Origin of the sequence: Pseudoalteromonas sp. MEBiC 03607, assembly GCF_004792295.1 — a bacterium.
In the GTDB taxonomy this organism is placed as follows: domain Bacteria; phylum Pseudomonadota; class Gammaproteobacteria; order Enterobacterales; family Alteromonadaceae; genus Pseudoalteromonas; species Pseudoalteromonas lipolytica_C.
On the sequence record NZ_SRRY01000001.1, the window covers coordinates 1,339,919 to 1,353,714 of the forward strand.

The window sequence follows — 13,796 nt, forward strand, 5'->3', positions numbered from 1 at the left end:
GTGTTGTTATTTTTATCGTTGTCTTAATAATTCACGATATTGTTTTGCGCTTTCTTTCAAAATACGCTGCTGGCTATCATAGTCAATATACACTAACCCAAAGCGTTTCTCGTAGCCATACGCCCACTCAAAGTTGTCCATTAAGCTCCAAGCAAAGTAACCTTGAATATTAACGCCTTGACGAATTGCTGCACAAACTGCATTTAAATGAGTGTGATAATAATCGACTCGCTCAACATCATACACTTCACCATTGTTGAGTGTATCAGCCATAGCTGCACCATTCTCAGTTATGTACATTTTAGGCAAATCGTATTGCTGGTGCAGTGATACAAGCAGTTCAGTTAAGCCTTGCGGATAAACTTCCCAGCCCATATCGGTTACACGTACATTGGCTAAACTTGCTTCTTCAAACCAGCCATCTGGAGTATTTTTGTAGTGTATGCGGGTATAATAATTAACACCAATAAAGTCGACGGCTTGGCTAATAATCGCCATGTCGTCAGCAAGTATTGTTGGTTTAACTTCATCTGCTAACTGATCAAATAGCGGAGGATAGCATCCGTCTAGTACGGCTTTTATATACCATTGATTATGATACTGATCAGCAAGCTCTGCGGCTTTGCTATCGGCAGCAGTTAGCGGATAAGTAGGGCTGAAGTTTAGCACGATACCGGCTTCTGTATTTGGGCAGTTTTCACGTAAAACCTGCATAGCTAGGCCATGGGCAAGTAATAGGTGATGAGCTGCTTGTCGGCCTGCCTGTTGTGATTTTACACCTGGTGCATGCACACCTACTTCGTAACCTAAATAAGCACTACAGAATGGCTCGTTTAAAGTTGCAAATGAGTCTACAAGATGACCGAGATGTTCAGTAACTAGCTCAGTATATTCTCTAAATTTGTAAGCTGTATCACGGTTTAACCAACCACCTTGATCTTCAAGATACTGAGGTAAATCCCAGTGATATAAAGTGACGTAGGTTTTGATGTTGCGCGCTTTTAATGCCGTTAGCAACTCAAGATAAAAAGCCATACCTTGTTTGTTTGCAGTCCCATCTTGATTCATGACTCTTGGCCAAGAAATTGATAAACGGTAAGCATCGACGGCTAAATCGGCAATCATTTCGACGTCTTTTTGCCAGTGAGCTATGTGTTCACAAGCGTTGTCGCCATTACTTTGATCTGCAATAGCCCCTGGTTTTTCACAAAATGTGTCCCAAATACAATCAAGTCGAGTGTCGCGGGCGCCTTCGATTTGAAATGACGCTGTCGCTACACCAAAAGTGAATTCTGGTTTAAGCAAAAACGAATCAGGCAAAAGAGAAATAGATTTATACACTGAAGAGTCATCCTTCGCATTGATAATGTAAGGCTGCCAAAGGCATATACAGTCTATCTGTAAGCGCTTACATTTTTATTGTAAATAAATTGCTAATTATATTTAATATGATATAAATGTAAGCGCTTACATTTGATGTTGCAACATTTTTCGCTATTTGTTGTTAGTAGTTTAGTTCTGGATATGCTGTAACAAACTGATAAATATAATTAACTAGAGATAAAATTATGGCTCATGTATCAACGCCTGTTGCGGCTTCAGCTAGCCAAGCTGATATGCCTAAGCAACACTTTGCACTGGCATCATTGACCACGTTATTTTTCATGTGGGGGTTCATAACGTGTTTGAATGATATTTTAATCCCTTACTTAAAAGGTATGTTTTCGCTTAACTACACGCAAGCCATGTTGGTGCAGTTTTGCTTTTTTGGTGCTTATTTTGTGATGTCTATCCCCGCGGGTAAATTGGTCAGCCGTATTGGTTACCAGTTTGGTATTGTTGTGGGCTTGGTGGTTGCCGCCATTGGTTGTGCCTTGTTTTATCCTGCTGCAGTAGCACATGTTTACGAATTATTTTTACTAGCATTATTCGTGCTTGCATCGGGTATTACTATTTTACAAGTATCTGCAAACCCTTACGTGAGTGTCCTTGGTCCACAAAAAACCGCGTCATCTCGATTAACGATGACACAAGCTTTCAACTCACTTGGTACTACCGTCGCTCCTATCTTTGGTGGTTGGCTAATTTTATCTGAAGTCAGTCATGCAACCGCAGAGCAAGTAAAGTTACCTTATTTGTTACTGTCATTAAGCTTATTAGTTCTTGCCGTTATTTTTGCTTTTTTAAAGCTGCCTAAACTAGGTAGAGAAAGTGATAATGAAGCTGCACATCAAGACTTAGAAGATTTTGTTGACTTAGGCAGTGTGTGGAAATACCGCCATTTAATTTTAGGCGCAGTAGGTATTTTTGTTTATGTGGGTGCTGAAGTTGCTATTGGTAGTTTTTTAGTTGGTTTTTTAACTTTAGATAATATTGCTGGTTTAGCTGAAAAAGAAGCCGCTCACTATATTAGTTATTATTTTGCCGGTGCGATGGTTGGCCGTTTTATTGGCGCTGCTGTGATGCAAAAATTTGATGCGGGCAAAGTGCTTGCGTGTCATGGCTTACTTGCTGTGGTGTTAATTGTGATCGCAATGACAGGTGAAGGCAGCCTGGCTATGTGGGCGATTCTTTTAGTTGGGCTTTGTAACTCAATTATGTTCCCAACTATTTTTAGCCTTGCGCTTCATGGCCTAGGTAAATACACCTCAAAAGGTTCTGGTATTTTGTGCTTAGCGATTGTTGGTGGCGCAATTATTCCATTATTGCAAGGTGTTATGGCTGATGCTATTGGCGTGCAACTGGCGCTCTTTCTACCTATCGCGTGCTACTTATACATTACTTATTTTGCGCTAGTTGGCTCAAAAGTATCAACTCAGACTTCAAAGGTGTAAATATGAAATTGAAAAATACATTCACCCTCGGCTCTTTAATGATTGCAAGTATGGGGCTGTTAGGTTGTGCTGAGCAAGAAGTAACAGTTAAAGAAAAAGTGAAGCAAGAAATCTGGCCACATATTGAAACCGGGATCGCTGAAGACCCTGAGCTTGAAGCTAAGATTGCTAAGATGTTAGCCGGTATGACGCTTGAGCAAAAAATTGCACAAATGATCCAACCTGAAATTCGTGATATTACCGTTGAAGATATGCGTAAATACGGGTTTGGTTCTTACCTTAATGGTGGTGGTGCATTTCCTAATAACGACAAACATGCCAAGGCTTCTGATTGGATTGATCTTGCTGAAAAAATGTATCAAGCCTCAATTGATGACTCATTAGATGGCAGCAAAATTCCAACTATGTGGGGCACCGATGCAGTACATGGTCACAACAATGTGATTGGCGCTACATTATTCCCTCATAACATTGGTTTAGGGGCAACAAATAACCCTGAGCTAATTGAGAAAATTGCAGCCGCTACAGCACAAGAAGTAATGGTGACGGGCATTGATTGGGTGTTTGCACCAACAGTCGCCGTTGTTCGTGACGATCGTTGGGGCCGTACTTACGAAGGCTACTCTGAAGACCCTGAAATCGTTAAAGCATATTCGGCAGCCATCGTAAAAGGCTTACAAGGAGCTGTTGATAAAGATTTTCTGTCTGATAAACGCGTGATCAGTACTGTTAAACACTTTTTAGGTGATGGCGGTACAGAAGGGGGCGATGATCAAGGTAATAACACCTCGTCTGAACAAGAGTTATTCGAAATTCATGCACAAGGTTATGTTGGTGGTTTAGGTGCAGGTGCACAAACCGTGATGGCGTCATTTAACAGCTGGAATGGCGAGAAAATTCACGGTAGTAAATACCTACTTACTGATGTACTAAAAGGTAAAATGGGCTTTGATGGCTTTGTCGTCGGCGATTGGAATGGTCACGGTCAAATTCCTGGTTGTAACAATGCAGATTGTGCGCAAGCTGCAAATGCAGGCCTTGATGTGTATATGGTTCCAACAGATGCATGGAAACCATTATATGAAAACTTAATTAAGCAGGTTAAGAACGGCGAAATTGCGCAAAGTCGTATTGATGATGCGGTTACCCGTATTCTTCGTGTAAAAATGCGTGCAGGCTTATTTGATAAGCCAAGTCCTGCTAAGCGCCCGCTTTCTGGTAAAACAGAGATCATTGGCAGTGCAGAGCATCGCGCAGTTGCAAAACAAGCGGTACGTGAATCACTGGTTCTTCTGAAAAATAAACAGCAGCTGTTACCATTATCACCAAAAGCCAATGTACTAGTTGCTGGTTTAGGTGCTGATAATATTGGTATGCAGTCAGGTGGTTGGACTATCACATGGCAGGGTACAGGCAATGAAAATAGTGACTTCCCTGGTGGTACTTCAATTTTTGATGGTATTAAAAAGACCGTTGAGCAAGCCGGTGGGCAAGTTCAGTATGATCTAAATGGCGAATTTGAAACTAAGCCAGATGTAGCGATTGTCGTGTTTGGTGAGCAGCCATATGCTGAAGGTAATGGTGATTTAGACAACCTTGAATACCAACGTGGTAATAAAACAGATCTAGCCCTACTTAAAAAGCTAAAAGAAGCGGGTATTCCCGTGGTATCGCTATTTATTAGTGGTCGCCCAATGTGGGTGAATGCAGAGCTAAATGCCAGTGATGCGTTTGTTGCAACTTGGCTGCCAGGTAGTGAAGGTGACGCCATAAGCGATGTGCTTTTTAAAAATGCAGATGGTTCAATCAATCATGACTTTAAAGGTAAGCTGTCATTCTCATGGCCAAATGATCCAATCGGCAATCAAAACCGTGGCGATAAAGATTACGCACCACTTCTGCCATACGGCTTTGGTTTAACATATGAAGATGAGAATACCCTAGCTGACAATCTTGATGAAACTTCTCAGGTGACAAGTGAACTTGAAGATCTAGTAATGTTTGAGCGAGCAATTAAGTCGCCTTGGTCACTTCAGTTGCAAAGTGGCAGTGAATTGCAAGCAATGACGAGTAGTCGAGCTGCTGTAAATGCAGTAAGTGTAAAAACCTTTGATAAAGACGTACAAGAAGATGCTCGTGCCATTAGTTTTAACGGTAAAGAGCCTGCATCAGTGCGTTTAGTGGCTGCGTTTCCGTCAGATTTACGCTCGTACGTTGAGAAAAATGGTCAACTTGAGATGTTAATTAAAGTTGATAAAGCGGCTGATGCTCCTTTAATGTTAGGTATGCAATGTGGTGAAAACTGTGAAGGCCAGTTTGATATTCGCGAGCGACTAGCAGACACGGCCGAATGGCAAACTATCTCTGTAAACTTAGCTTGTTTTGCAGATAAAGGTGTCAATCTAGCGCAGGTATTTTCGCCTTGGCAGTTGGCAACCGACGGAGCATGGCAGGTGTCGATTGCTCATTTAAGCGTTGGTGTGACCGATAACCAAGAATTGACGAATACTTGTAAGTAACAACTCCTCCCTTACGTCCTTTTGGTTAACAGGTAACATACTGCCTGTTAACCACTTTCTCTTTATCAAGAGCTTTACTCTACTACATAGTTTAGTACTGTTGTCTTTCATCTTCAGTTAGAATTACTCAATGATATACGTGTTTGCCTAAGTTTTACTTAAAAGGATCTGGTTATGCATTCAGTAAAATTAGCCTCTGAAGAATTTACACCGAGTAAGATTGTCTGCGTTGGACGCAATTACGCCGAGCATATTGCCGAGCTAAATAATGAAACTCCTACCAGCATGGTATTGTTTGTGAAACCTAATAGTGCAATTTCGCAACAGCTCCATGCCGAGCATAATGGTGAAGCTCTACATTATGAAACTGAGCTTTGCTTTCTGATAAAAAATAAACAGTTGGCTGGAGTTGGATTAGGTCTCGATTTAACTAAGCGCTCGTTACAAAGCGCATTAAAAGAAAAGGGATTACCTTGGGAGCGTGCAAAAGCCTTTAATGGCGCAGCACTATTTACTGAGTTTGTTAGTTGTGATGAAGCTTTGGCGTATCAATTTAATTTGCAAATAGATGGTAAGGAAGTGCAGTTTGGTGATACTCAGCTAATGCTGCATGATGCACAGCAAATTTTATCCGAAATTAGTGAGTTCATGGATTTAGAAGATGGTGACATCATCATGACCGGCACCCCTAAAGGTGTAGGTAAGGTAACCTCAGGCGCTATATTTAAGGTGACTTTGCAGGCGGCTGAGCAGACTCTTTTGAGCCATCAGTGGCAATCACGTTAAGTGGCTCTAAAATATAACGCTGATAATGTGACGAAAACTCAGGAAAGCTTTGCTCTAGCCAAATGCGTTGGCTAAGTTGATATTTTTCATCAGCCAAAATCTTATTTTTTAGTACAGTGTTTATTTTTGCTAAAACTTTTTCGGCGTAATTGTTTGGTGCACTAGATGAGCAACCTATTGCACCGAATATCTTATTTTTTTCAGGAATATTTACGGCCAATTTTTGAATATTCTTTTGGTTTTTCTGATTGTAGTAATCAGCAACAAAAGGGTATTCAATGGTGTAATCAATATAGCCATGTTCAAGCTGGGAAAGCAGTGCGTAATTAGCATTACTACCAGTACTACTTAGTGCAGCACTCTCGTATAGCTTTGTATTAATTGCAATAGTGTCTATCAGGTTACCGAACTTACGAGCATCATTTTGACCATAAATGAAGTTGGCATCGGTCAGTAAAGAAATTAATGAGACTGGGTTGCCGTGTTTTTGCGTAATCTTTACTGCGGTGTCAGGGGTACTTAAAACACTAAATGGAGGATAGACCGTCGTTGGAATCGAGTAGGTTGCGCGATTGGTCTTTTCCTCACGGTGGATCATACAGGCATAACACGCCATATGGCCTTCATCGAGGTATTTACTGCCTCTTTTTTGCGGCAACATCACCTTGGTGTGTTTAATCTCTGGTAAGGCTTCAATCAACATATCGGTGATTTCGTTGCACAAGCCGCCATACGGGTTAGCTTGGCTTTTCTCTATATAGAATGGTTTACCATCATTTTCAAGCCAAGTAATTGAAAGTTGTTCTGAGGCACAAGTGATTGGGGTAAGCAATATACCAGTAACAATGCATAATACTTGTTTTACGTATTTACTCATCGATAACCCAAATACTAGAGTACTGTTAACAACTATACACTAAAGTATGGATAAATTTGTAGATAAAACTTTAAAATGATAAATAAGTGCTAGTGAGTCTACTGAAGGTAGACTCACTAATGTTTTAGAAGATAGCTTAGAATGGCATCGGATAGCGGTTAAATACGTCAGCGATTTTATCGTTAGCTTCATCGCTTAATTGCACCGAGAAAGCATCGATATTTTCTTTTAACTGCGCCATCGATGTTGCACCAATAATCGTTGAACTCACACCATCTACTTGATTACACCAAGCAAGCGCGAGCTGTGAAGGCGTTAAATTAAAGGCGTTAGCAATTTCAACATATTCAGCAATTGCAGCTTGCGATTGTGCTGTGTCTCTAAATAGGCCATTACGTTGTACTAGCGTCCAGCGGCTACCTTCTGGGCGCGCACCATTTAAGTACTTACCACTTAACATGCCACCACCCAGCGGTGACCATGGTAGGTAAGCAATATCTTCATGAATACATTGCTCAATCAAATACGGCCAATCTTTGGCATGCAACAAACTAAACTCGTTTTGAATTGATACCATACGCGGAAGGTTATGTTGTTCGCTTAAACGCAGGTACTGGCTAATGCCCCACGGAGTATCATCAGATAAACCACAGTGTTTAATTTTACCTGCTTTTACACAATCATTCAGACCTTCGAGGATATCTAACATGCCAGCGATATTTTGCTCGGTGTCAGCCTCCGAGAAGCGCACTTTACCTGGCCACTGTTTACCAAAGTGTGGCGAAGTACGATTAGGCCAATGTAACTGGTATAAATCGATAACATCAGTTTGTAAGCGTTTGAGTGAAGCATCAACAGCTTCAACTACTGCCTGGCGAGTAATGTCGCCCGCATCGCGTACCCAAGGCAAGCCGTTACCTGCAATTTTAGTGGCAATAACAAGGTTATCGCGTTTGTCTTTGTTACGAGCTAACCAGTTACCGATGATCTGTTCTGTTTTACCATAGGTGTCAGGAGAAGGTGGCACTGCATACATTTCTGCAGTATCGATAAAGTTAACGCCTTTATCTAATGCATAGGCGATTTGTTCATCGGCATCGGCTTGGTTGTTTTGCATACCCCATGTCATGCTACCTAAGCAAACACGAGATACATCAATACCACTTCGACCAAGTGGGCTATAAAGCATAATAGATCCTTGTTAATCGCTAGAATGGGCTTTAAGTGCAGCTAATAACTCATCATTTAACTGCGCTTTTTTACCCGTTTTAAAATTAAACATTACCACTTGTGATGAGCCAATGGTTGTTACAGCATCTTGGCTTTCACTAAATACAGTGTAATGCATCATAAAACGATCTTGTTCAATGTCACTAATCTTAACACCAACATGCACCGTATCAGGAAATGTTACCGGGCGTTTATAGCGAGCATTGTTTTCGCTGATCACCGGGCCAACACCTGTTACTTGTAAATCTTTAAGAAAACCTAATTGAGTAAAAAAATCGATACGGGCTGTTTCGAAGTAGCGAAAATACACTACATTGTTGACGTGTTGCAGGGCATCCATTTCACCCCATGCAACATTGATTTTTGTTCTGATAGGGTGTTGTTCTATAAACGATTGCATAGTAAATCTTCATTGATTGTGAGATAACTTAGGTTAGCAATATGCAGCTTTTAGCTCAAGGTAATTAGAAAGCTCAGTATATTGTGCTAGATTTATAAGTTCACGCTTACGTAAAGTGTGCACTGGTTTAACACACATTGAAGGATCTTAATTATGCAGCAACTCACTTTGAAAGCGGCTAAGTGGATCGCTCTTTTCATCCTCCTTGCGCTCGCTCTGCTGTGTTACAGCATGGGCACAATGTCAGGATTCATCGTCTTAATTGGTGTAGGGTTGCTACTTGAGGCGGCATTCTGGCTGTTTGGAGCACGGCTTGTTAGCCGGAAAAAATCATCACAGCAAACAAACGAGCAAACAAGTTAAATTACCTAGCTTGCACATTCGGGTCGTTTAAATAATAATAACTGTATAAATAAACAGTTGTTGTATGTTAGATGAAAAAATTCATTCATATTGATATGGATTGCTTTTATGCGGCCGTTGAAATGCGTGATAACCCAGCCCTTGCCAATGTGCCACTGGCTATAGGCGGAAATAGTCGTCGCGGGGTTCTTTCTACAGCCAATTATATTGCCCGTAAATATGGTGTGCGTTCGGCGATGTCGAACTACCACGCCAAACAATTGTGCCCCGATCTGGTTATCGTGCCGGGACGAATGCAGGTCTATAAAGAAATTTCTACACAAATTCGCGCTATTTTTGCAAACTACACTGACCTTATTGAGCCGTTATCGTTAGATGAAGCCTACCTAGATGTAACCGACAGTACCGCATGCAAAGGCAGTGCAACACTGATGGCGCAGCAAATTCGCCAAGAAATCTATAACACCACCGGGCTGACAGCCTCCGCAGGTGTTGCTCCGATTAAATTTATTGCCAAAATTGCCAGTGATGAAAACAAGCCAAATGGACAGTTTGTTGTATTGCCAGAGGAGGTTGATGACTTTTTGGCGAGTTTACCGCTTGGTAAAATTCCTGGTGTAGGTAAGGTGACATTAGAAAAGTTGCAACTGAAAGGGCTTTACACTGGGGCTGATGTGCGCGCGAAAGGGGTTAATTGGATGCAGCAACACATTGGTAATTTTGGCGTGTCTTTATACCAAAAATGTGCAGGTGAATACGTTGGCAAGGTGTCAACAGAGCGAGTACGTAAGTCACTTAGTGTTGAGCATACCTATGAATACAACAAAAATAATTTAGACGAATGTTTAAGCCAGTTACCCCGTTTAATGGAGGAATTAACTCGCCGCCTTGATAAACAGCAATTAAGTAACCGCATCAATAAATTATCGGTAAAAGTAAAGTTTGCCAACTTTGTTGTTACCAGTGCCGATCAAAGCCATCACCAATTAGACGAACGCATTTTTTCTGAGTTAATGAGTAAAGCCTATGAGCGAGGCAACAACCAGCCAGTACGCCTGTTAGGGATAGGTGTCGGAATAAAGAGTCAAGCTCACGAGCATTTTCAGCTGAGTATATTAGACTAAAGGTTAACACCTTGGTGCTTGAAAGTTTGTTAGTGTCTAGTTGGGGTGCTAGGCCTATCTAGTTCAACACCTTAGACAACATTATAACTTAATAAGAGAGATGACTATGCAATCGGTCGTAATCGTGCTGCTCGGAATAGTCGGTATGTTGTTCGGATGGTTCTTTTATTCGAAATTCATCGCCGAAAAAATATTTAAAATGGATGATAATTTTGTCACACCTGCTCATGAACTTGAGGATGGTGTGGATTATGTGCCAACCAACAAAGTTGTGTTATGGGGTCACCATTTCACTTCTGTTGCAGGTGCAGCGCCAATTGTTGGCCCTGCGATTGCCGTATATTGGGGCTGGGTGCCTGCGGTACTTTGGGTGGTATTTGGTACTATCTTTTTTGCTGGTGTTCACGACATGGGGGCTCTATGGGCCAGTGCGCGTAACAAAGGCAAATCAATGGGCGCTTTATCTGAAAGCGTAATTGGTAAACGCACCCGTGCGTTATTTATGATTGTGGTGTTTTTAGTACTGCTGATGGTGAATGCGGTATTTGGTGTGGTAATTGCCAAATCATTTGTATCTCAACCTAACGCTGTTTTTCCTGCTTGGTCAGCGATTGTCGTGGCGTTAGTCATTGGTCAGTTGCTACGCCGTAAAGTGTCGTTAATTCCACTTTGTTTAATTGGTGTGGGGATCCTTTATTACACTATTTACCTTGGTAGTAGCATGCCAATTGCATTACCTGATGAAATGTTTGGCTTAAGTGCTAATGCGAACTGGATCATCATCTTATTTATTTATGCGGCAATTGCTTCATTACTCCCTGTATGGATGCTGTTACAGCCACGTGACTTCATCAACGGTATGCAGCTATTAGTGGGATTAGTGCTGCTTTATGGTGCGGTATTTATTTCAATGCCTGATATCACAGCGCCTGCTTTCAATACTCAAACGGCGGTTGATACACCAAGTATTATTCCATTGCTATTTGTGACCATAGCCTGTGGTGCGGTATCTGGCTTCCACGGTATTGTCTCTTCAGGTACTAGCTCTAAGCAGCTTAACAAAGAAACTGATGGCCGCTTTGTTGGTTACTTAGGTGCGGTAGGCGAAGGTATGCTTGCGCTTATTACATTGGTTGCAGTAAGTGGTGTTGCACTTGCGGTATCACCAGAAGAATGGCACGAAATTTATAGCCACTTAGGTGCTGGTAGTGTGAGCGCCTTCATTAATGGTGGCGCTAATCTAATAGAAAACGGCTGGGGTATTTCGCAAGAAGTTGCCTCGACATTACTTGCCGTAATGGTGGTATTGTTTGCGGGCACTACGATGGACTCTGGCGTGCGCCTGCAGCGTTATATCATCCAAGAATGGGGCGATATTTATAATATCAGCATCATTCGTAATGGTATTGTAGCTACACTCATTGCAGTACTTAGCTGTTTATTGCTTGCCTTTGGTGCTGGTGGCGCTGACGGTAGCGGCGGTATGATCATTTGGCCATTATTCGGTTCGACTAACCAAATCCTTGCAAGCTTAACCTTACTGGTTATATCGGTAATGCTTATTAAAGCGAATCGCCCGGCAAAATACACCTTGATCCCGATGAGTTTCGTATTAGTTATGGCGTTCTTTGCTGGGGTTATCAAACTTGGCGAATACTACCAACAAGGTAACTGGTTACTGGTGACACTTGATTTGTTGGTACTGGTTGTGAGTGTACTGGTTATGCTTGAAGCTTGGTCTGTGATTGTTAAGCATCGTAAAGACTCAGCACACATTACAGAGCAGTAAACTTAGCTTGCCAGCCATATCGTAAGCTGTCTTACTTGGCTAGCAATAGCGCTCTAAATCAATGATAATAAGGTCCTATGTTTCTAACAGCAGGACCTTTTTTATGGCATACCCTCATGCAGTTGCAGCCCCTCAATTAGCGGATGCAAATCACGATGCATTGATTATTATCGGTGATGATTTTTCTTCTTTAGCAGACGCAAGCTTAAGCCAAGCTATTAGCGCTCAACAAGCTGTAGACGCGCGTATTGGCAAACAAGTGACATTACTTGTCATTGACTCTAAACGCGTGATTTTAGCCCCTACAGGCCCTCTAAACCGTGATTATGATGATGTACGCCGTTACTTTGACGCGGCAAAGCAAGGTGTACTAGAAGCCAAAGCATCGGGGAGCACTCAGCCTGCTATTTTACTTGCTAATATAAATCAAGACAGCCGTTACAAGCATGCCCTTGAAGTGGCGTATTTAGGTGCTTGCCAAGCGCTGTGGCAACCACTTGAAGCACGTGAGTTCCACGGTCAGGCGATTGAACCAATTAGCCAAATTAGCCTAGTGGGCGCAGATGCAGCGATGGTTAAAGCAGTGAATGCCATTGCTGCGGGTCAATACGCTGCACGTGACTTATGTGGTACCGAGCCTGAGCGTATGGCACCACCTCGTTTTGCAGATTATTGCGTTGAGTTATTTGCAGGTAGCAAAGTGTCTGTAGAAGTGATTTCAGATATCAACACTATCGATAAATATTACCCAATGATGAGCACAGTAGCGCGCGCATCCTACGCTGTTGAGCGTCATCATCCGCGTGTTGTAAAACTAGAGTATGTTCCTGAAGGCAACGTTGAGCGCACCCTAATGTTTGTTGGTAAAGGTTTAGTTTACGATACCGGTGGTGCTGACCTTAAAGTGGGTGGCTTTATGGCTGGTATGAGCCGCGATAAAGGCGGTGCAGCTTCGGTTGCTGGCTTTATGAAATCAGTGGCTGACTTTGCACCAAAAGGCGTAAAAGTGATTGCTTATTTAGCCGTAGTTCGTAACTCAATTGGTTCTGATTGTTTTGTTCCTGATGAAATCATTACCAGCCGTGAAGGCGTTCGCGTTCGTATCGGTAACACAGATGCTGAAGGTCGTTTAGCAATGGGTGACTTACTAAGCGAAATGAAAGATCGCGCTTTAAACGAAGTAAATCCAGAGTTATTCACTGTTGCAACATTAACAGGCCACGCAGCACGTGCGATGGGGCCTTACAGTGCGTATGTTGAAAATGGTCCAGCTCGCGCAGCGAAAATTTCACGCCAAATTGCTGATTTAGGCGATTTATGGGCAGATGGCGCCGAAGTATCTCGTAGCCGTCGTGAAGATTATGACTTCATTCGTCCTCGCACGTTAGCTGACGATGTATTATCAAGTAATAATGCAGCTTCTGCAGTGACTGCTCGTGGTCACCAGTTCCCAATGGCATTCTTAGCAATTGTCGGTGGCTTAGATAAACATGGCACTGAATCAGCGCAACCATTACCGTATGTTCATATGGACATCGCAGGTAGCGGCGTAGAAGGTGGTGATTGGCAACATGGTAAGCCTACCGCAGCAACAGTAAGCAGCTTATTCGCTCGTTATTGTTTATAAGCTAAAAGCTATAAGTTTTTAGTTTTAAAAGCCCCGCACAGTAGTGCGGGGCTTTTTTTGTGCTTGGTTATTTTCTATTGCTTGGTAAATATAATGCAATAAATTAATCTGTTTTAATGGCTTTTTAATTTTTATCTTTTGTTTTATTTGGTTTTGTCTTGTACGCTAAATTTGTAAATGGAATTTTATATATGGATATGGTCTTGCACTCAAATAAGATTTTATTTTCTTTTTATATTTTTTCACT

General features: G+C 41.9%; 11 protein-coding genes. 7 read left to right on the forward strand and 4 right to left on the reverse strand.

Features of this window, described 5'->3' with window-relative positions; translation table 11 throughout:
* Positions 1-12 precede the first annotated feature (12 nt).
* Positions 13-1,341 (reverse strand): GH1 family beta-glucosidase, encoded by a 1,329-nt coding sequence (locus E5N72_RS06110; protein ID WP_135923659.1) that lies wholly within the window; start codon positions 1,339-1,341, stop codon positions 13-15.
* Positions 1,342-1,616: 275 nt separating this feature from the next.
* Between E5N72_RS06110 and E5N72_RS06115 the strand changes: the two genes are divergently transcribed.
* The 3 genes from E5N72_RS06115 (at position 1,617) to E5N72_RS06125 (ending at position 6,139) form a co-directional block, all read left to right on the forward strand.
* Entirely contained in the window at positions 1,617-2,834 is a 1,218-nt protein-coding gene (locus E5N72_RS06115; RefSeq protein WP_235381846.1) for a sugar MFS transporter, read from the forward strand.
* 2 nt (positions 2,835-2,836) lie between these two features.
* A complete protein-coding gene (locus E5N72_RS06120) occupies positions 2,837-5,353 on the forward strand; it encodes an exo 1,3/1,4-beta-D-glucan glucohydrolase (protein WP_135923661.1) in 2,517 nt (838 codons plus the stop codon).
* A gap of 174 nt (positions 5,354-5,527) precedes the next feature.
* A complete protein-coding gene (locus tag E5N72_RS06125) occupies positions 5,528-6,139 on the forward strand; it encodes a fumarylacetoacetate hydrolase family protein (RefSeq protein ID WP_135923662.1) in 612 nt (203 codons plus the stop codon).
* On the opposite strand, the gene E5N72_RS06130 is transcribed toward E5N72_RS06125, so the two are convergent.
* The 3 genes from E5N72_RS06130 to E5N72_RS06140 form a co-directional block, all read right to left on the reverse strand.
* On the reverse strand, positions 6,078-7,016 hold the full coding sequence (locus E5N72_RS06130; protein ID WP_135923663.1) for an ABC transporter substrate-binding protein: 939 nt from the start codon (positions 7,014-7,016) through the stop codon (positions 6,078-6,080). The two genes, E5N72_RS06125 and E5N72_RS06130, sit on opposite strands and share 62 nt — an antisense overlap.
* Positions 7,017-7,152: 136 nt before the next feature.
* On the reverse strand, positions 7,153-8,205 hold the full coding sequence (locus E5N72_RS06135) for an aldo/keto reductase (protein WP_135923664.1): 1,053 nt from the start codon (positions 8,203-8,205) through the stop codon (positions 7,153-7,155).
* 12 nt (positions 8,206-8,217) lie between these two features.
* Positions 8,218-8,646, reverse strand: coding sequence for a thioesterase family protein (locus E5N72_RS06140; protein ID WP_135923665.1), 429 nt, complete (start codon positions 8,644-8,646; stop codon positions 8,218-8,220).
* A gap of 153 nt (positions 8,647-8,799) precedes the next feature.
* On the opposite strand from E5N72_RS06140, the gene E5N72_RS06145 reads away from it, so the two are divergent.
* The 4 genes from E5N72_RS06145 (at position 8,800) to E5N72_RS06160 (ending at position 13,549) form a co-directional block, all read left to right on the forward strand.
* Entirely contained in the window at positions 8,800-9,009 is a 210-nt protein-coding gene (locus E5N72_RS06145) for a hypothetical protein (RefSeq protein ID WP_135923666.1), read from the forward strand.
* Positions 9,010-9,080: 71 nt separating this feature from the next.
* On the forward strand, positions 9,081-10,133 hold the full coding sequence (gene dinB / locus E5N72_RS06150; RefSeq protein ID WP_135923667.1) for a DNA polymerase IV: 1,053 nt from the start codon (positions 9,081-9,083) through the stop codon (positions 10,131-10,133).
* Positions 10,134-10,239: 106 nt separating this feature from the next.
* Entirely contained in the window at positions 10,240-11,922 is a 1,683-nt protein-coding gene (locus tag E5N72_RS06155) for a carbon starvation protein A (protein WP_135923668.1), read from the forward strand.
* A 103-nt stretch (positions 11,923-12,025) separates the two neighbouring features.
* Positions 12,026-13,549 carry a leucyl aminopeptidase family protein gene (locus E5N72_RS06160; RefSeq protein WP_135923669.1) on the forward strand — a complete coding sequence of 508 codons (1,524 nt, stop codon included), beginning with the start codon at positions 12,026-12,028 and terminating at the stop codon, positions 13,547-13,549.
* The last annotated feature ends 247 nt before the right edge of the window (positions 13,550-13,796 follow it).